Source organism: Pseudomonas sp. GW821-FHT02H06 (assembly GCF_059421525.1).
Genome location: NZ_JBWKVD010000006.1, coordinates 198,324 through 218,170, shown reverse-complemented (window position 1 = coordinate 218,170; position 19,847 = coordinate 198,324). Strand labels below are relative to the sequence as shown.

15 protein-coding genes are annotated in these 19,847 nt (G+C 60.5%); 5 read left to right on the top strand and 10 right to left on the bottom strand.

From position 1 onward, the window contains the following. The first annotated feature begins 400 nt into the window (after positions 1-400). Both AC07VF_RS12805 and AC07VF_RS12800 read left to right on the top strand, forming a co-directional pair. Complete coding sequence (locus AC07VF_RS12805; protein WP_495009597.1) at positions 401-5,077, top strand: RHS repeat-associated core domain-containing protein; 4,677 nt, start codon at positions 401-403, stop codon at positions 5,075-5,077. After that, positions 5,074-5,535 carry a HEAT repeat domain-containing protein gene (locus AC07VF_RS12800; protein WP_495009598.1) on the top strand — a complete coding sequence of 154 codons (462 nt, stop codon included), beginning with the start codon at positions 5,074-5,076 and terminating at the stop codon, positions 5,533-5,535. Before AC07VF_RS12805 ends, AC07VF_RS12800 begins: the two co-directional genes overlap by 4 nt. Before the next feature lie 169 nt (positions 5,536-5,704). Here the strand turns inward: AC07VF_RS12800 and AC07VF_RS12795 are convergent, their stop codons facing one another. Then, positions 5,705-6,865 carry a cysteine desulfurase family protein gene (locus AC07VF_RS12795; RefSeq protein WP_495009599.1) on the bottom strand — a complete coding sequence of 387 codons (1,161 nt, stop codon included), beginning with the start codon at positions 6,863-6,865 and terminating at the stop codon, positions 5,705-5,707. 207 nt (positions 6,866-7,072) lie between these two features. On the opposite strand from AC07VF_RS12795, the gene AC07VF_RS12790 reads away from it, so the two are divergent. Continuing rightward, complete coding sequence (locus AC07VF_RS12790; protein ID WP_282371358.1) at positions 7,073-7,534, top strand: Lrp/AsnC family transcriptional regulator; 462 nt, start codon at positions 7,073-7,075, stop codon at positions 7,532-7,534. A 97-nt stretch (positions 7,535-7,631) separates the two neighbouring features. Here AC07VF_RS12790 and pcsA read toward each other — a convergent pair whose 3' ends face one another. Continuing rightward, a complete protein-coding gene (gene pcsA, locus AC07VF_RS12785; protein WP_192172487.1) occupies positions 7,632-8,351 on the bottom strand; it encodes a phosphatidylcholine synthase in 720 nt (239 codons plus the stop codon). 286 nt (positions 8,352-8,637) lie between these two features. Between pcsA and AC07VF_RS12780 the strand changes: the two genes are divergently transcribed. Continuing rightward, positions 8,638-8,967, top strand: a complete 330-nt coding sequence (locus AC07VF_RS12780) for a hypothetical protein (protein ID WP_192172488.1) — start codon at positions 8,638-8,640, stop codon at positions 8,965-8,967. Positions 8,968-9,034: 67 nt separating this feature from the next. On the opposite strand, the gene AC07VF_RS12775 is transcribed toward AC07VF_RS12780, so the two are convergent. Together AC07VF_RS12775 and AC07VF_RS12770 are read right to left on the bottom strand one after the other, a co-directional pair. Next, positions 9,035-11,029: a peptidase U32 family protein gene (locus AC07VF_RS12775; protein WP_495009600.1), complete on the bottom strand. Its 1,995-nt coding sequence runs from the start codon at positions 11,027-11,029 to the stop codon at positions 9,035-9,037. Positions 11,030-11,151: 122 nt separating this feature from the next. Next, entirely contained in the window at positions 11,152-11,532 is a 381-nt protein-coding gene (locus AC07VF_RS12770) for a RidA family protein (RefSeq protein ID WP_495009601.1), read from the bottom strand. Positions 11,533-11,976: 444 nt separating this feature from the next. Between AC07VF_RS12770 and AC07VF_RS12765 the strand changes: the two genes are divergently transcribed. Further along, a complete protein-coding gene (locus AC07VF_RS12765) occupies positions 11,977-12,834 on the top strand; it encodes an SDR family oxidoreductase (RefSeq protein WP_346628960.1) in 858 nt (285 codons plus the stop codon). An 87-nt stretch (positions 12,835-12,921) separates the two neighbouring features. Here AC07VF_RS12765 and AC07VF_RS12760 read toward each other — a convergent pair whose 3' ends face one another. The 6 genes from AC07VF_RS12760 to ligD form a co-directional block, all read right to left on the bottom strand. After that, complete coding sequence (locus tag AC07VF_RS12760; RefSeq protein ID WP_495009602.1) at positions 12,922-13,761, bottom strand: DUF3618 domain-containing protein; 840 nt, start codon at positions 13,759-13,761, stop codon at positions 12,922-12,924. Continuing rightward, entirely contained in the window at positions 13,758-14,189 is a 432-nt protein-coding gene (locus tag AC07VF_RS12755; RefSeq protein WP_192172493.1) for a phage holin family protein, read from the bottom strand. The genes AC07VF_RS12760 and AC07VF_RS12755 overlap by 4 nt, the downstream gene beginning before the upstream one ends. Next, positions 14,189-14,953: a hypothetical protein gene (locus AC07VF_RS12750; protein ID WP_495009603.1), complete on the bottom strand. Its 765-nt coding sequence runs from the start codon at positions 14,951-14,953 to the stop codon at positions 14,189-14,191. Before AC07VF_RS12750 ends, AC07VF_RS12755 begins: the two co-directional genes overlap by 1 nt. A gap of 292 nt (positions 14,954-15,245) precedes the next feature. Further along, positions 15,246-15,464: a PLD nuclease N-terminal domain-containing protein gene (locus AC07VF_RS12745; protein WP_495009604.1), complete on the bottom strand. Its 219-nt coding sequence runs from the start codon at positions 15,462-15,464 to the stop codon at positions 15,246-15,248. Between the two features lie 25 nt (positions 15,465-15,489). Further along, entirely contained in the window at positions 15,490-16,731 is a 1,242-nt protein-coding gene (locus tag AC07VF_RS12740) for a zinc-dependent alcohol dehydrogenase (protein ID WP_192172496.1), read from the bottom strand. Positions 16,732-17,034: 303 nt separating this feature from the next. After that, complete coding sequence (ligD, locus tag AC07VF_RS12735; protein ID WP_495009605.1) at positions 17,035-19,716, bottom strand: DNA ligase D; 2,682 nt, start codon at positions 19,714-19,716, stop codon at positions 17,035-17,037. Positions 19,717-19,847: the final 131 nt, after the last annotated feature.

Here is a 19,847-nt window from a genome sequence, read left to right as displayed (position 1 = left end):
TTCGTCCTGATGGCGCCTGCTTGATGCTGATCAGGGTTGTCGCATTTCTCACTGTGGTCGGGGAGGGGCTGGCGCTGGCGCAGAGAGCTTTGGGATGACTCATAGCCATGATGCGCGAAAAGTTGCGCACTCGTTTCGTGAGAATGGGGTGGTTGATGGGTTGGAGGCCACGTCGTTCGTAGTGTGCAGACGAGTGCGCAAGAAGTTGCACAGGGGTGCGCAACTTCTTGCGCACTTCTTCTTTGTTTTCGGGTTTAGCGTTCGCTTAAGCCTGCCGTTTTTCTTCGCAAGCAATTGATTTATATCGGCTAATTCACAGCTGGCACAACCCTTGATATCTCCGTCGCCCCCGGTTCGGCAAACACGCCTGCCTGATGGTTTTTGAGCACGGAGAGCATCCTTGGCAAACCCCGTAGTTACGCCCGGCAGCGACCAGAAACGCGAGCCTCAAGTGGCGATCGTTCCGCTTGATCTGATTCAGCTTCAGGACGTTGGCGTCGGTGCTGCAAACGTCGATGCCTGGTTACAGGAGATCAGCGGCGGGGTTGTTTCGCTTGATCGAATCAAGGCCCAGGCAGGCGGACTGCCGGTGGTAGGCAACATCATGGCGCTGGTCGATGCCTTGAATGACATCGCCAGGTTATGGAGCAGCGAGAAGCGCGATCCGCTGGATTGGGTGAGTCTGGGCATCAATCTGATCGGAGTGATGCCACGCCCGCCTCGCATGGCGGCGGCACGGATGAGCCTGCGGCCAATGCTGTTTCTGGTGCGCCAGGAGATGCGTCGGAGCGGGAAATTGGTGTTGGGTGGCGTGCTGATCGAGATTCTGATCGGGCACCTCAACGCGGACATCGTCGGGACGCTTGATGACTTTGTGCCACAGGCGCAGGCCAAGCTCCCCGGCATTCTTGAGGATGCCGGAAAACTTGGGGAAGGTGTGCTTCTTGAGATCGCTTCCGGTCTTGAAAAGCTGGTTGACCCGAAGCTGAACGCCAGCGCTGATTTGCTTGAGGCCGAACAGCGGGTTCAGGTCGCTGGGGATCAGTGGGCGTATGACCCCAAAGCCGCGATTGGCAACATTTTTGCGGCCGCTGCGGATGTTTGCATTGCTGCGGGTAAAGGCGCTGTAAACGGTGCTGCCGAATATTTCGTGCCTGAAGCGCTGAAGGCGCAGGTGCTCAGACATGCGGCCTCGTTGCGATCACTGGGCCCGGAGCTTCGGGATCAGATCAATCGTCTGGCGGATCCTGGGGTTCAGAATTCCATTGGTTCGCTCCTGCTCACGCTGGGTGATGCGGTGGTCACCTGGCGGTCGCGCAATGGGCATGGCCAGTCGTTCAACATCAAACCGGGGATGGTTAATCAGGCCAAGCGCAAGGCGAGTGAAGGCAAGCTTGAGGCTGTTCAGTTCGAGAAGCCTGCAAAGGGTCGGCCCAACGAACAGAAGAATTGCGCCTGTGCGGCGACGATCAAGAGCATCAGTTTTGCGATGGGCTCGGAGTCGGTTAGTCACACCGATTTCAGTCTGCCGGGTCCGTTTCCGATTGAGTGGACGCGGACTTACTGTTCGAGTCTGGATGCCTACGATCAGGACGTTATCGGTGCGCGGTGGATTACGGCGTTTACTACACGTTTCGATCTCGTCGGCGACGGTTTGGTGTTTCATGACTTCGACGGGCGTAGCCATGAATTCCCTCTTCCCAAGGTCAAGCTGTTTCACTTTAACGCCATTGAAAATCTGACCGTCGTTCGCGTCAGCAAGGATCGGTTGGTGCTGATGCGGGGCTTGGAGCAAAGGGAGACCTATGTTCAGCGGGGTGATCGTTTCGTTCTGATCAACAAGGTTTTGCCGAATGGCGCCGGGGTGATGTTGCATCACGAGCATCGCCATGGAGATCGGATGGTGCTCTCCGAGTTAGTCACTTACTCGGAAAAAGACGTCAACAAAGTTCATCTGCGCCTGGGCACGTTGATCGATGATCAGGGGCGTCTGACCGGTCTTTGGGAGGTTCGTGATGCCGACGTCAAACGGCAACTGTGCGCGTATCAATACGATGATTTTGGTGACCTTGTTCTGGCTCAGGACGAGAACGGTTCGGCCTGGCGCTACCAGTATCAAAACCACCTGATTATCCGTTATACCGACCGCACCAATCGCGGTTTGAATCTGCAATGGCAAGGCTCCGGCCCCGATGCCAAGGCCGTGCGCGAATGGGCCGATGACGGCAGTTTCGAAACCCGACTGGCGTGGGACGAAAATATCCGCCTGACCTACGTCACCGATGCTTTGGGCCACGAAACCCGGCACTACTACGACAGCCTCGGCTACACGTACCGCATCTGCCACGCCGACGGGCGTTCCGAGTGGTTCTTCCGCGACGCCGCGAAAAACATCATCCGCCACGTCCACACCGACGGCAGCACGGATCGGTATCGCTACGACAAGCTCAGCAATCTGACGGAACACACCCGCGCTGATCACAGCGTGATGAATTACGCCTACGACGAAAAAAGCCATCTGATCAAAATCAGCGATGGCGAGGGTGGGCTGTGGAAACGGGACTATGACCTTCGCGGCAATCTCGTTGAGGCGATTGATCCGCTAGAGAACGTCACCGAGTACGCCTACAACTCGTTTGGTCTTCCTACTGCGATCAGGGATGCCAATGGCAACAAGAAGGCGTTGGCCTACAACGATGCCGGACAACTCGTTAAGTACACCGACTGCTCGGGCAAGGTGAGTAGCTGGGAATACGACGAACGCGGTCAGATGGTTCGCTTCACCGATCCCGCTGGCCACGGCACCACGTATGAATACAAATCAGGTCAGTTGGTCCTGATCAAGCATCCGGACAAAACCGAAGAACGTTTTAGTCGCGACGCCGAAGGCAGGCTGCTCGCCCACTCCGATGGCCTGGAACTCTGCACCACATGGCGCTATACCGCTGCGGGATTTATCGCCGAACGCGTCGACGCTGCCGAGCAAACCTTGCGTTACCGCTGGGACAAACTGGGCCGCCTCGTAGCGCTGGAAAACGAAAACGAGCGCCGTGCGCATTTTCACTACGATCCTGTGGGCAGGCTGCTGGAAGAGCGCGGTTTCGACGGGCGCTCGACCCGCTATCAGTACGACCCGGAAACCGGGCGCCTTGCCGAGACCATCAACGGCCAGCGCACCATTGCGCTGACCTTCGACCCCATGGGCCGTCTCACCGAACGCCGCGCCACCCTCGGCGAACAAGCCCAAAGCGAAACCTTCGCCTACGACGGCAACGGCCATCTGGTCATGGCGACCAACGCCGCCAGTCGCCTGCAATGGTTTCACGACCCAGCTGGCAATTTACTGCGCGAGCACCAGCATTACTCGAACCTGGATAAACCACTGGTTGCCGTCTGGCAGCATGAGTACGACGCGCTCAATAACCGCTTCGCGACCATTCGCCCGGACGGCCATCGCGTCAGCTGGCTGACCTACGGCAGCGGCCATCTGCTCTGCTTGAAGCTCGACGAGCACGAACTGCTCAGTTACGAGCGCGATGATCTGCACCGCGAAGTCGCCCGCCATCAGGGCAACCAACTGCTGCAAACCCAAAGCTGGGACCCGGCGGGACGCCTGCAAGAGCAACTGCTAGGACGAGCAGACGACAAAACCACGCTCATAAAACGCGCCTACACCTACGACGCCGCCGGCCAACTCACCGACATTAACGACAGCCGTCGCGGCCCATTAAGTTACCGCTACGACCCGGTCAGTCGCCTGCTCAGCGCCATGAGCCGCCTCGGCACCGAAACCTTCGCCTTCGACCCGGCCAGCAACCTGCTCGATGACAGCGCCGCACCCGTCCGCCGTCCACTAGACCCCGAACCGGTCCGCCACAAACTGATCGACAACCTGCTGCGCGACTACGCCGGCAACCACTACGAATACGACGAACGCGGCAACCAGACCGAGCGCTGGACCAACGGCCTGCGCAGCGAACTGCACTGGGACCTATTCGATCGTCTGGCGCATTTTCGAGATCCGCGCCTCACTGTCGACTTCGGCTACGACCCACTCGGACGTCGCCTCTACAAACTCTCAAAAGCCCATTACCGACCGCGCCCAGAAGCCGGCACCGGCTGGAATGAAAACGAACACGCCCGCAAAGAGCGCGAGCTCGGCTGCGGCTTCACCTTATACGGCTGGGATGGCGACAACCTCGCCTGGGAAAGCAGCCCTCCACCCTGCGCTGGCGGGTTAGGCCGAACCGTCCACTACATCCACGAGCCCCGCACATTCGTGCCGGTGGCCCAAGCCATCCGCCACGAAACCATCCGCCTCGTAAGCCAACCGACCTACGAAGGCCGCTACAACTTCAAAGAAGACCCGCTCTGGAACTACAAGCCAGTCGCGCTGCCGATTGACGCACTCGCCTGGTACCAATGCGACCACCTCGGCACGCCCCAGGAAATGACCGACCAGAACGGCAACACCGCGTGGAGCGCTCAGTACAAAGCGTGGGGCGAGGCGCAAGAACAGCGCTCAGAGTTCGCCCAGCAAGTCGGCCTGACCAACCCCATCCGTTTCCAAGGCCAATACCACGACCACGAAACCGGCCTGCACTACAACCGGCATCGGTACTATGATCCAAAGGTCGGGCGGTTCATCAGCAAGGATCCGATTGGCTATTTAGGTGGATTGAACATCTACCAATATGGGCCAAACTCAATCAGTTGGGTCGACCCGTTAGGGCTGGCAAGTTCGCCCGTCGGACCAGGGCGTAAGCCTAAGTCAGATAAGCCTAATCAGAACTGCAAACGCGCATGCAGAAAAAAATGGGAGGTCAATCGGTATGACCGGGTTTGTGAGGGTAATGTCGCTGGGGTGGGCTACGCAAAATACTATCTGGACCCCAAAAAGCAGCAGTGGTGGTCAGTAGATAAAACAGGCCACGGTGAAAGTGCTTGGAAAGTCTACGATGAATCTGGCGCGTGGCTCGCGGATACTGATGTTTATGGAGATCGTATGAGCAAGCATAAAAGCGGAGTCGGGAAAAATATAAATTTTAGATCTCTGAAGTGTAAGGATGAAAAATGATCACGTCTGCTGAGGAATTTGTTGCGCTACGGAGTAGCTCCATTAAAAGTGAGTACGACAGAGCGGCAACTGAGGAGGCACCCATTTCGGTGTGGCGCGAGGTGATCAAAAATTATCCGGATTACAGGCGATGGGTGGCGCACAATAAAAGTGTGCCATTGGAGATTTTAGAGCAGCTGTGCCAGTTTGATAGTGCTATCAGGCAGTTCGTGGCAGCCAAGAGAAAGCTATCACCAGGGATGTTTGAGGCTCTTTCTCAGGATGAGAGCTATGTTGTAAGAATAGCTATAGCCGCCAACAAAAAAACACCAATTGAGATATTGGAAAGATTATATGGTGATGAAAACAAGCATGTGGCACGCGCCGCAGGCTACAACCTTGAAGATGTTAAGAGTAAACAGAACAAGAAAAAGGGAGTTGAGGTCTCTAAGTTTTACTTTGATGGGGCGCCTACGTAGTCAAGAGTGTACAGCGTCTTACAGTCTTTGGTAGAAAACTAACGAATTTAAAGTGCTGTATAAATACAGCTCCCCTTAACTTTCGAAGTTCCAAGCAGTCAGAGGGGACAGGTTTATTTACGGTGAAGCGCTGTAAATAAACCTGTCCCCTTACAATCCTACTCACCTCTCACCAAAACGTCGCCGCCGGCGCACTCAACTTCCCGGCAATCACCGCAATCGCCTTCTCAACATCATCCACCTCGGTGTACCGCCCCAAACTCAGCCTCAAGCTGCTGCCCGCCTGACCCTGACTCAACCCCAGCGCCAGCAACACGTGGGAAACGCTGCTGCTTGCAGAGTTACACGCCGAGGTCGACGAAACCGCCAATTCACTGGCAAGGCTGGCGACGTTGAAACCCGGGCTGTCGATGCAAACGTTGAGCGTATGGGGAACGCGTTGTTGGGGATCGCCATTAAGACTCACGCCGTCCAGGCTGAGCAGGCCTTCGCGCAGTAGCGCCGACAGCGCACTGATGCGTGCAACTTCCTCGTCCATTTCCGCGCTGGCCAGTGCATACGCCGCGCCCATGCCGACGATCTGGTGGGTGGCGAGGGTGCCGGAGCGGTAACCCTGTTCGTGGCCGCCGCCGTGCATCTGTGCTTCGAGAAGCGGCCGTGCGCGATCGCCGATGTAGAGTGCGCCGATGCCTTTAGGTCCGTAGGTTTTATGTGCCGAGAAGGACATCAGGTCCACCGGCAATGCGCTCAAGTCGATTGCCAGTTTGCCAGCGCCTTGAGCGGCGTCGACGTGGAACAAGGCGCCGTGTTCACGGACGATTTGGCCGATGGCGGCAATGTCAGTGACGGTGCCCAGCTCGTTGTTGACCAGCATCAGCGACACCAGCAGGGTGTCGTCGCGCAGTGCTTGGCGCACGGCGTCGGGGTGAATCAGGCCCCGGTTGTCGGGTTCGAGCCAGGTCACCGGGCACCCGGCCTGCTCAAGCTGGCGGACGGTGTCGATGACGGCTTTGTGTTCGATGGTGCTGGTGATGAGGTGGCGACGGGCGCCGTTGTTGGGGTTGAGCGCGATGCCCTTGATCGCCAGGTTGTTGGATTCGGTCGCGCCTGAGGTCCAGACCAGAGTATCGGCACTGCAGCCCACCAGTTCTGCGACCTGACGGCGCGCCAATTCAACGGCCTGGCGGGCTTGATTGCCGTAGGCGTGGGAGGTGGAAGCCGGGTTGCCAAAGGTGCCTTCGCGGCCCAGGCAGGCGACCATGGCCTGGATGACGCGGTCATCAACCGGTGTGGTGGCGGCGTAATCGAAATAACAAGGGAGTGTTTTCATGGGGATTTCTGCGCTGTCCGTCGTGCAGAAAATACTACTAGCGTCAGGCTGAAAAAAAATTGATTCCTCAACGGAGATTTAGACTCGGCTTAGAATATATTTCCGGTAAAACCCCAGTTAGCGGAATATGATTTTCAGCTTCGCTCTTTTTGGCCTATCTTTATCGCTTCCCGGCATATGACTTCACCTGAGGCCACCGCGCATCCCATGGACAAATTCGACCAGGCCATCCTGAGCATTCTGCAAAACGACTGCACCCGTCCGATCGCGGAAATCGCTGACAGCGTCGGCCTTGGCAGCACCGCATGCTGGCGTCGGGTACAGAAGCTTGAAGAGCAGGGCATGATTCGCGGGCGGGTGGCGTTGCTTGATCCTGGGCAATTGAACGTCGCAGTGACAGTCTTCGCCGCCATTCGCACCAACCAGCACAATGCCCAGTGGCTGGGTCGTTTTCACGACCTGATTGCCACGTTGCCCGAAGTGGTGGAGTGCTACCGCATGGCAGGCGACACCGACTACATGCTGCGGATCGTGGTGCCGGACATCGCCGGCTATGACGCCGTCTACAAGAAGCTGATCCAGCTGTCCGGCATCACCGACATGAGTTCCAGCTTTGCCATGGAGCAGATCAAGTCGACGACCCAGCTGCCGTTGAGTTACACCCTCTAGGCCGCGTCAAAAACGCCCGGTTAAACCTCGCGCAAAAAAAAGCAGCCATCCGAAGAGGGCTGCTTTTTTTGTGCGTTGAAGAAAGCCGTTGGAAGAATCAGACGCGGGCTTTGTCGATCCATTCCATGGACGTGCGCCAGATGCAGATCCCCAGGAAGTACGCCGACATCGCCAGCCACACGAACAGCGTCACCGACCCGTTGTAGGGGTGGTTCATCACTAGCAGGAAGCTGCATAAGAACCACACGGCCGTGACCGCGATGTTGAGCGGCATAAAGCGGCGAACGCGGAACGGGTGCAGGAACTTCATGCGTGTGACGGTCAGCAGCGCCAGGCAGATCACCGTGATGAAGGTTAGCCACGGTGCCGGGGAAAGGATGTACACGCACAGGGCGACAACGTTCCAGGCGGCCGGGAAGCCCTGAAAGTAGTTGTCCTTGCTCTTCATCTCGACGTTGCAGAAGCAGAACAGCGACGACACCAGAATGATCGAGGTGGTCAGCAGCAGGGTGTATTCCGGCAGCGGGATGTAGCGGTAGATGAACAGGGCGGGGATGAATACGTAGGTCAGGTAGTCGATCACCAGGTCCAGCACGGAGCCGTCGAAGTGCGGCAGGACCGACTGCACGTTGAGCTTGCGCGCCAGGGAGCCGTCCACGCCATCGACAATCAGAGCGAAGCCCAGCCAGAGCAGGCACGCCTTGGGTTGATTGTCGAACAGAGCAATGGTCGCGAGAAAGGCGAGCACCACGCCCGTGGCGGTAAAACCATGGGCGCCCCAGGCCTTGAGCCAGGCGATGCGTTGAATTGGAATCATGGACGGTCCTTCTGGAAATAAGCGGGTTCGGTCGGGTACAGCAGCGGTCGACGGAACCAGAGGTGCATCTATCGACCGGGGATCGGCCGATAAGGTTCATACGTAACCCCTACACGGTAGCAGGCGGCGCAGGCTTTCGTTACTCAAATGTGACGCGGAGCGCTGAGTCATGGCGGCGCGGGTGTCATTGGTCGGCTGGCCGAGAAAGAAGGCAATATGCTGGCCCCGGTGCAAGGGCGCTGTCGTCAGAATCCACGCCTGATCAGTCACTTAGGCAAGGAATCGCATGTCATTTCTCAGGGCTCTACTGACCTTCTGCGTTCTCGCAACGGTGACTTCCCAGGCCTTTGCACGCCCTCCGAGCAAGAACGAACGCGACCTCTGCACCTGGGGCGCCGGGATGGCGGGCACCGCTCAGCAATACAAACTCTCCGGCCTGACGCTGTACGGCGCACGCAAGAAGATGCAGGCCCAGCACTTCGCCCAGCAGTGGATGCGCATGAGCGCACTGGGCATTACCGAACAGACCTACGACAGTCCTTCAAGGCTGCGGCCGGAAAGCGTCAAACAGGTGTATTACGAAGGCTGCATCAAGCACGAAGTCGCACGCCGCTGACTCACCGCGCTGCATCACGGAAGCTCCATTCCGAAAGGTGCAGCGCGGTCAGCGCAACAGGCCCGGATCAGTGGGGTGCGCGCGGGATGGTCTTCAGCAGATCAGCGGGGCTGATATGCCCCACCACCTGCACGCCGCTGCCCGGATGCGGCAGACCCAGAATGTGGCCCTTGATCTTGCCGATCACGTGCATCTCGCACGGCTTGCAGTCGAACTTCAACGTCAGCACTTCATCGCCATGCACCAGCTGCATTGGCGCCACCTTGGTGCGCACGCCGGTTACGCCCTTGGCCTGCTTCGGACACAGGTTGAAGGAGAAGCGCAGGCAGTGTTTGGTGATCATCACCGGCACTTCGCCTTTCTCTTCGTGGGCCTCGTACGCGGCGTCGATCAACTGCACGCCGTGACGGTGATAGAAGTGCCGCGCCTTCTCGTTGTAGACGTTGGCCAGAAACGACAGGTGCGCCTCAGGGTAAACCGGCGGCGGCGAGGTTTCCGGCTTGCGGGCACCGCGGGGGTGCGCCTGGACGCGAGCGGCGGTCAAGCTCTCGATGACCTCACGGCGCAAGGCCTTGAGTTGCGAGTTCGGAATGAAAAATGCCTGGGGAGCGTCCAGCTCGATGGCCGTCGCGTGGTATTCGGTTGTGCCGAGCTGGCCGAGCAGATCGTGCAGCTGTTCCAGTGCCTGCTCCGGTTTGTTGGCAGCGCCAAACGGGCCGTTCAGCTCGACGCGGGCGCTGATGCCTTCTTCGCTGGTGGCGACCAGTTCCAGACGCTCTTCACGCAGACGCGCCACCCATGACAAACCAATGCGGCGTTCGGCCGAGGTCTTTTGCAGCGCTTGCTGCCAGTTGTGATCGAGGTTGCGGCTGAGGGGATGGTTCGGCCGCAGTTGCAGGCCCTTCGGCATCTCGTTCGGCTCGACGCGGTAGCGATAGCGCTTCTCGCCGTCTTCTTCGAACTCGCCTTTGGGCTCGGCGATGTTGGCGCGGAAACCCACCACTTCGCGCTTGACCAGCACGTTGAGGCCGTCACCGTTGGACAGCGGCTCATGGGTGACCACCTGCAAGTCGCGCTTGCCGACTTTTTCGACCACGCCGACCAGCAGGCCGGTGAAGGTGGGAGAGTCGAACGCGCCGATGTCGATCTTGCGGTCGGTGACGAAGTAGTCGGTGCTGCCCCGGTGGAAGGTCTTGTCCGGGTCCGGCAGGAAGAAGTGCGCGGTGCGGCCGCTGGAGGCGCGGGCCAGGTCCGGGCGGTCTTCCAGAATCTCGTCCAGACGCTGGCGGTAGTAGGCCGTGATGTTCTTCACGTAGCCCATGTCCTTGTAGCGGCCTTCGATCTTGAACGAACGCACGCCCGCATCCACCAGTGCGCGCAGGTTGGCGCTCTGGTTGTTGTCTTTCATCGACAGCAGGTGTTTTTCGTACGCAACGACGCGACCCTGATCGTCTTTCAACGTGTAGGGCAGGCGGCAGGCCTGGGAGCAGTCACCCCGGTTGGCACTGCGGCCGGTCTGCGCGTGGGAAATATTGCACTGACCGGAGAAGGCCACACACAACGCGCCGTGAATGAAGAATTCGATGGCGGCATCGGTTTCGTCGGCGATGGCGCGGATCTCTTGCAGGTTCAGCTCACGGGCCAGTACCAGCTGCGAGAAGCCGGCCTGATCGAGGAAGCGGGCGCGTTCCAGCGTGCGGATGTCGGTCTGGGTGCTGGCGTGCAGCTCGATGGGCGGAATGTCCAGCTCCATCACGCCGAGGTCCTGCACGATCAGCGCGTCGACGCCTGCGTCGTAGAGCTGATGGATCAGCTTGCGCGCCGGCTCCAGTTCGTTGTCGTGAAGAATGGTGTTGATGGTGGTGAAGACGCGGGCGTGGTAACGGCGGGCGAACTCGACCAGTTGGGCGATTTCGCTGACGTCGTTGGCCGCGTTGTGGCGCGCGCCGAAGCTGGGGCCGCCGATGTAGATCGCGTCAGCGCCATGCAGAATGGCCTCGCGGGCAATGGCCACGTCGCGGGCGGGGCTGAGCAATTCCAGGTGATGTTTGGGCAGAGACATATTTTTTTAGTCGGCACGGTCACGGTCAAGGCGCGCATTGTAGCGGCGAAACGCTTGACCGGCACCCGTCTGCTGCCCGGTGGCGCCTGCCTGTTGAGCGGGGCGCCGGAAAACCCGCGGGATCAGGCCTTGGCGGCCATCGCCGTGACTTCCACGCGCATGCCTTCGACGGCCAGCGCAGCGACGCCAACCGCCGCGCGCACCGGCCAGGGTTTGGCGAAAAAGCGTTTATAGACGTCGTTGAAAGCGGCGCGATCGGCCATGTCGGTGAGGTAGATGGTCAGGTGCAACACGCGGTCTATGGAACTGCCGGCCCGCTCCAGCGCCACTTTCAGCGCCTGCAGCGTGCACTCACTCTGTTCAGCGATACTGCCCAGTTCCAGGCTGCCGTCAGCGCGCGTGGGGATCTGCGTGGACACCAGCAGACCCCCGAAGCCGGCGACGTCCGAGGAGATGGAATCGGCGTCGGGATCCGGCGTGAAGGAGATGTCGTGGTTTGCCATGGGAAGCTCTCTTCTACGAGTGTGTGGATGACGGGCCAAGAAACGGCCGACGCTCATGATGTCCGACTCGGAAGGGAAAGGGGAGGCCTGACGGTGTTTTGGCGGGCCATGTGGGCCTGGCTTGCGATCAAATCCTGACACCGATGTGCCAGGGGTCGGCACAAAAAAGCGAACCGCCATCACGTTATCTCTGACGCGAAGGCGGCTCCGGGGGGGTTGTCAAATCGGCGGATTCAACGTGATTGAAAGTAGCAGCGGTCGATTCCGTTAGCTAGCTAACATTTAGCAATACAGTGTTGCGGATGAGGAAAGAATCGACATCGCATCGGTCCCCGATGAAACCGCCTGGCAAGGCCGTTTTAAAAAACTCCGAACTCATCCCTCGCGCCTTCAGTCCACTTTTGACGCTGACCGTTTGCGTTGGACTATTTCAAGGAGAGCCCCATGACTGATTACCCGAAACCGCCGTTCAAGCCTCAGCAGCAAACAGTGCCTGGCGATCAGAGCCGAATGGAGCCATACCCGGATTGCGGCGAGACCAGCTACAAAGGCTCGGGCCGCATGAGCAACAAAATTGCGCTGATCACCGGCGGTGACAGCGGCATCGGTCGAGCAGTGGCAATTGCCTACGCTCGCGAAGGCGCCGACGTGGCGATTTCGTACCTCGACGAACACGAAGACGCCAAGGAAACCGCACGCTGGGTGGAGGAGGCGGGCCGCCAGTGCCTGCTGCTGCCGGGGGATCTGGCCGAGAAGGCCCAGTGCCTGGCGATTGTCGACGAGACGGTGAAGAAATTCGGCCGCATCGACGTACTGGTCAATAACGCTGCCTTTCAGATGTCCCACAAAACCCTCGAAGAAATCCCCGACGAGGAGTGGGTGAAGACCTTCGATATCAACATTACCGCGATGTTTCGCATCTGCAAGGCCGCAGTGCCCCACATGGCCGCGGGCAGTTCGATCATCAACACCAGCTCGGTCAATTCCGATTCGCCGAAGCCGACGCTGCTGCCCTACGCCGCCACCAAAGGCGCCATCGCCAACTTCACCGCCGGCCTGGCGCAGTTGTTGGGTGAGCGCGGCATTCGCGTGAACAGCGTCGCGCCCGGCCCGATCTGGACGCCGTTGATCGTGTCGACCATGACCGACGAAGACGTGAAAAGCTTCGGCGAAGAAACCCCGCTTGGGCGGCCGGGTCAGCCGGTTGAAGTCTCGCCGATCTATGTGCTGCTGGGCTCCGACGAAGGCAGTTACATCTCGGGGACACGTTATGGCGTGACCGGCGGCAAGCCGATCCTGTAGACCTCTTCTCCATCGATGCTGAACACCGTCCAAAGAAAAGGGGCTGCCAACGCAGCCCCTTTTTTCCGTCCTGCGTACCCTGCGTTATCAGACCCCCTTGGCGGTGCTCTTCAGATCATCGGCCATGTTCTTGCCCGCGTCGGACACTGTTTCCCATGTCTCGCTCACCGTCGCCCTGGCTTTCTGGGTGAGGTTGTCGCTGGCCTTGCCGAACGCCTTGTTTTCTTTCTCGGTGCTCGGCAGCGCAGCACCCAGGGCCGCCCCCAGCGCGATGCCCATGGCGGCGAGCGCCAACGGCTGTTCGCGCAGCAGGTACTGGAAGGTGCCCTGTACATTTCGGCTCTGACGCAGCAGCGCTTCATGGGCATTGCCCGCAGTGGACGACAGCGTGTCTTTCATCGCTGCCGTCTTTTCGCTGGCCTGCTGCTTCAGGTCGTCCAGCGTGTGACTGGCGGATTCCCCGAACTGCCCGACCTTGTCGCTGGCTTGATGCGCCGATTCCCGTGCGTGATCCGTCGCGCCGCTGAATGATTCGCTCACGCTGTGGGCTGCACCGCTGAGCTTCTCGCCCCACTGGCCGAACATCGAAGCGCCGCTGCCGCCGGACGCGGCGCCGGGCTTTTGATTCTGCCCAAGCATCAACCAGGAAATGCCCACGGTGGTGAGCAGCATCGGCATCGGGTTGTTCCTGATTGAGGTGCCGAGGTTGCCGAAAAACTCGCCGCCGTTTTCCTTAGTGAACGTCAGTGCCTGGTCGATCAGTTGCCCGGGCGACAGTTTGCTTTCCAGGGCGTCTACGAGGTTTTCGATGTTGGCCCTGCGCGCATCAATGTTGCGCTCGATCGCGTCCGGGCTTTTCGCCAGCAGCGGATCGGGGATGTCGCGGTTCAGTTCATCTTCGGTGGCAAAGCTGCTGTCGACGCTCATGAGACTTTCCTCTGAATGGCTTCTTTGTCCTTGCTGAGCGAGTTCATCGTGCGCTCAGGGGCCAGTTGGGTGGCCTCAAGGTGTTTCTTGCCGGATTGCACCATCAGGAAGCCGACGATCATTGCCACCACGCCCACGATCAGCGCGGCCAGCCAGGGCACGAGGACCATCGCCAGCCCATAGACGGCGGCCAGCAGGAGGATCACCAACCCCGCCAGCATGATGACCATGCCGCCGGCGAGGGCGGCGGACGCTGCTTTGGCCGTGGCGACCGAGGTGCGGATTTCGGCCTTGGCCAGCGCGAGTTCTTCGCTGATCAGCGCAGGGACTTCGTGGGCCAACTGGCGGATGATGCCGAGCGCCGATGTGTCGGTGTCGCCGTTGTGGATGCCGGTGCTGCGTGGGGGAAGTTCAGAATTGATCGACATCAGAATTCTCCCCGGGACGCAGGCTTGTCAGGCGCGGGCGTTGACGTGTGCGCAGGGCTCGACGCGGTGCCGGGGTCTGCGTTGAAGCTGCCCAGTTCGGCGCCCGATTGCTGTATGCCGCCACCGTCGTCGAGATCCGTGGTGGCTGCGCCCTGGGCGGTGGGGTTGCGCGGGGCCAGTGGGTCCGGCGTCTGGATCGGCACTCCTCGGGAGGTATCCGCTTCGTACGGGTGACGAGCGCTCAGGCCTTCGTTCTGGCCTGCCTTGAAGCCGCTCTCGCTGTCGCCCGAGGGGTACTGCGGCGAGTCAGGGGCAGATGACGATGGGGACGAGGTTGAGGCTTTCAGGTCCGGACTGCTGGCGCGCAGGAACCGCGACAGCCCGAAGCCCACCGCGACACTGCCCGTCACGAACAGCGCAGGGTTTTCCCGCGCCAGACGGCCGGCCTGCTGCAGCATCTCCTCGGCGCTTTTGCCGCGCATGCTGGTCGCAAACGCGCTCAGGCTCTCGGCGATGTCGCTGATGTAATGGGAGATGCCCAGGGTGTCCTTGTCCTGTAGCTCTTCAGCCGCAGCGCTCGCTGTTTTGGCCAGGTTTTCGATTTGCTCGGCGGCGCTGTCGCGGTAACTGCCGAACTGCTCGGTGCCGTGCTCGCGGGCCGTGCCGAGCAGGTCTTTCGCATTATCTTGCAGAGTGTGCAGCGCCTCGCCGGGAGACGCGGGGCGCGCTTGGGCGCCTGCGGTGTCTTCGCTGAATGTAGGCATTTGATCATCATCCTCAAATCAATCGGGACATCATTCGGGGCAAAGGCACACTCAGGGACGGGCGCACCTGGCCATCTCACGCGGCAGCGAATCTGCACGCTGTGTAAGGGTGGAGGGGCCTAGGGAAGCGGGAGTTCGGGGTCGAAGACGGACGGTCGAGCAGTTGATCCGAACGCTGGAAAGGCGGGGCCATGATCGATCTGTTCGGGCGTGAATTGATTCAAACGAGGGGAAGGTGAGGGCAGCATCGGCGCGCGGTCATTGCGACCGCGCGCCGTAAAACGGGCGTGTCTCAGCCCTTGCTATGCGCCTTGGACGTGGGTGCTTCGGCGATGCCTCGCGGGCCGGCGATGCCCCAGATGGCGACACCGATGACAGGGAAGATGAAGATCAGCACCGCCCAGCCGATCTTGGTGCCGGACGACTTGGTGCTGCGCCAGACACTGGCGATGGACCACACGTCGACCAGAAGGATGATCACCGCCAGGGCGATCGAGAAGAGCGTTTCCATATCATTGTCCTCGGTGCGCGTGCCATCACATGGCGGGGATGCCGGTGACGGTTCCGGTTTGGGTCACGGTTTCGGTTTCGGTCAGAGGGATTTCAGGGCTGCCCGGTGTCAGGATGACCTTGCGGCAGTCTTCCTGTTTCTTGTCGAAAATCTTGTAGCCCTCGGCGGCCTGCTCCAGCGACATTCGGTGGCTGATGATCGCCTCGGGGGCAAGGCGGCCGGCCTCAATGTGCTCGAGCAGTTCCGGCAGGTAGCGTTGCACGTGGGTCTGGCCCATTTTGAAGGTCAGACCCTTGTCAAACGCATCGCCGAACAGGAAGCCGTGGATGAAGCCGGCGTACACACCCGGCACGCTGACCACGCCGCCACGGCGTACTGCTGCGATGCACTGGCGCAAGGCCTTGCCGCTGCTGCCTTCCATTTTCAGGTTGGTCAGAATGGTTTCGGTGGTGCTGCCTTTGGCTTCGAAACCCACCGCATCCACCACGCCGTCGACGCCGCGCATGCCCTTGGTCTGACGAATGATGGTGTCGGCCGGATCGTCGTCTTCATCGAAGTTGATCGGGATCACGCCGTAGGTCGCCTGGGCGTACGCCAGCCGGTAAGCGTGGTGGTCGACCATGAAAATCTGATCGGCGCCGAGCATCCGGGCCACGGCCGCCGCCATCAGCCCTACGGGTCCTGCGCCGTAGATGGCGATGCTCGAACCCTGGCCGATGCCGGTGTTCAGGACCGCCTGATAACCGGTGGGCAGGATGTCGGAGAGGAACAGCACTTTCTCGTCCGACAGCGTGCCGGGGACCTTGAACGGGCCGGTGTTGGCTTTGGGCACGCGCACGTATTCGGCCTGGCCGCCGGGGATGCCGCCGTACAAGTGGCTGAAGCCAAACAGCGCCGCCCCCGGTGGAATGGCCTTCTTGTTCATGATTGCGCCGCGACCGGTGTTGGTGGTTTCACAGGCGGCGTACAGGTCCAGGTTGCAGAAGAAGCATTCGCCGCAGGCAATGACGAAGGGGATCACGACCCGGTCGCCGCGCTGCACGGCGGTCACGGCTGAGCCGGTGTCTTCAACGATGCCCATGAATTCATGGCCGAAAATATCGCCGTGTTCAACGGTGGGAATTTTGCCGCGATACAGGTGCAAATCGGAGCCGCAGATGGCCGTGGCGGTCACGCGCAGGATGATGTCGTCAGCTTGTTCGAGGACCGGATCGGCAACGGTGTCGACTTTGACGTCATGGGCGCCGTGGTAGGTAAGTGCTCTCATTGTGATTTTTCTCCGCGATTAATTAGGGGCAACTAAGTAGCGGAGCAGGCGGCGAGGGGTTTAGTTCAGGACTTTGCAGTGTCGGGGGGATTAGCGGTGCGTGCGGGGCCACTATGTGATCACGGTCCCACTGGAGAAACGCGGTGCTTTAGTGGGACCGGCTTTAGCCGGGAAGAGGCCGGTGTGAGCGCCATCAATTCTGCAGTGTGATTGCTGACGCCTTCCCGGCTAAAGCCGGTCCTGCAATGAGCACGCGGTCCCACTATGGGATCGCGGCCTCACAACGGAGTGCGCGCGGCGGGGCTATTTGAGGCCAACCCGCTTGCGCATCTGCGCCGTGATGGTCTGCTTGGTTTTACTCAGGTCCGCCCACGGGTCGCTGTCGAGTTCGGCAAGGCGTTCGTGGACGGTGTTGATGTCCCAGGCGTTGGCGCCTTTGATCTCCAGCAGCTCTTCGCGATGAATCGGCACCGACACCGGCAGGCCTTCCCGGGTGCGCACCGAGTAGGCGCAAATGGTGGTGGCGCCGAGGCCGTTGCGCAGGTAATCGATGAAGATCTTGCCAATCCGGTTCTTCGGCCCCGACACCGCCGAAAACCGCTCCGGCAGCAGCCTGGCGATGTGTTTGACGATGGCGTGGCTGAACTCCTTCACGGCGTCCCAGTCGGCTTTCGGCGTGAGCGGCACGACCACATGAATGCCCTTGCCGCCGCTGGTTTTCAGGAACGATTTAAGCCCCAGTTCATCCAGCACGGCGAGGGTCAGCTGCGTGGCTTCCACCATGGTTTTCCAGGGCAGCGCCGGGTCAGGGTCGAGGTCGAGAATGAAACGGTCCGGCCGCTCCAGATTCTTGGCAACGGCGTTCCAGGTGTGCAGCTCCATGGCGCTCATCTGCACCGCACCGATCAGCGCCTCGATGTTGTTGATCAGCATCACGGGGTGGCCGGTGTATTCCTTGCCCATGGTCTCGATGCCGGGGATGGCCAGGCGGTCGGCGTTTTTCTGGAAGAACAGCTCGCCGCCGATGCCCTCGGGCGCACGCACCAGCGCCACGGGGCGTTGGGCCAGTTGCGGCAGGAGCCACTCGGAAATACGGATGTAGTAATCGGCGAGGTCACGCTTGGTCGCGCCGCTGGTAGGGTCGATCACCCGCTCGGGGTGGGTCAGGCGGATCTTGCCCGTTGTGGCGTCGGTTGGGGCTGCTGATCCAGGCCGGCTTTCTTCGGACTTGGCCGCCCTGGATGCTGTTGCGCGTTTGCGCGCGGGCTTTGGCTTCTCCTCAGGCCCTTCTGGCTCCGACTCTGGCTCGGAGGTTTGCTCGGCAGAAACTGCCGGAGCCGGAAGCTCTTCGGTGATCGATTCGGCAGGCTTGTCGGTGCGCAGGCCATGGAACACTGCGTGCCGCACCGATCCCTCTTTGGTGATCTCGGCGAAGGCCACTTCAGCCAGCAGCACCGGTTTCAGCCAGTGCACGCCTTTGGCTTCAAAGCCGGTGGGCGGATTGACCACCGCAGCCTTCTTCCCGTGTAGCGGGGTCAACTGGTCGTAGATCGTGCCCAATGTCGCTTCGTTGAAACCGGTGCCGACCTTGCCGGCGTACTTCAATTCACCGCTGTCGGCATCGTGCAGACCCAGCAATAACGCGCCGAATTTGCTGCGCGCGCCCTTCGGATCTGTGTAGCCCACGACGATGAATTCCTGGCGGCGTTTGCACTTGAGCTTGATCCAGTCGCCGCTGCGGCGTGACACGTAGGGGCTGCCGGCGCGCTTGCCGATCAGGCCTTCCATCTTCATCTGGCAGGCGCTGTTGAGCAGGACTTCCGGCACTTCGGCGAAGTCTTCGGAGTACCTGAGCACCTCGTCGTCGGTGCGTTCGAGCACCTTGGACAGCGCGGTGCGTCGCTGCTCCACCGGCACTTCCCGCAGGTCCATGCCGTTCAGGAAAGGCATGTCGAACAGGTAATAAATGATGTTGCCGCTGCGGCCGGCCTCGAAGGCGTTCTGCAGGGCCTGGAAGTCAGGCACGCCGTCGTCGTTGGCGACGACCATCTCGCCGTCGAGCCAGGCCGACTCAAGGCCCAGCCCGGCGATGGCTTCGGACTGGCGCGGCAGTTTATGGGTCCAGTCATGGCCGTTGCGGGTGAACAGCTGCACCTTGCCGTCGGCGACCCGCGCCATGACCCGGTAGCCATCGAATTTGATCTCGTAGCGCCAGTCGCCTTCGGGGGCGGACTCCACCAGCGTGGCCAGTTCCGGCTTGATGAGGTCCGGGAGCTCTGCAGGTTCAGCGCCCACCAGCTGCGCCTTGGCGGATTTTTTCCGTGGGGCAGGGACCTTCTCTACGGGCTTCGGCTGTTCAGGCCGGGGCTTTGCCGACCTGGACGCGGTCGACTTGCCGCCACGTTTTTTCGGGATCAGGGTGCGCTCGCTGAGCACGCTGTCGGGCAGCGCCTTGACCACGTCGTAGTCGGTTTCCGGGCGGGCGAATTCGTCCTGATGCTTGATCAGAAACCACTGTTCCTGCTTGCCGGGAATGTGCGTCTTGACCAGGTTCCACACGCCGCCGAGCTTCTCGCCCTGCAATTCAAATTTGAGTTTGCCCTTGGCGTAGGCGTCGGCGGGGTCGGAGAGGGGCGTCCACACGCCGCGGTCCCAGACGATGACGTCGCCTGCACCGTAATGTCTTTCGGGAATGCTGCCCTCGAACGTGGCGTACTCCACGGGGTGGTCCTCAACGTGCACGGCCAGGCGCTTGGCTTTGGGGTCCAGCGAAGGGCCCTTGGGCACGGCCCAGCTTTTGAGGGTGCCATCGATTTCGAGGCGGAAGTCGTAATGCAGGCGGGAGGCGTCATGCTTCTGGATACAGAACTGCAGGGCATGGGCGGCCTTTTTGCTCGAAGCGCGATTTTTCTTCGCGCTGCCTGAGGGCTCCGGCGTGGCGTCGAAATCTCGCTTGCGGTTGTATTCGTCCAGTCCGGCGCTCATGGAAATCCCTCACCCTGGGGCATGTGTCTGTTAAACGCAGAGTTCGCGGCGAGGGCGGAGTTCCGGAGTGGGAGCGGCAGTCTCCTTACACCCGCAAAAATGATGGCGCCTGAACGGGCCTCTTCCCGGCT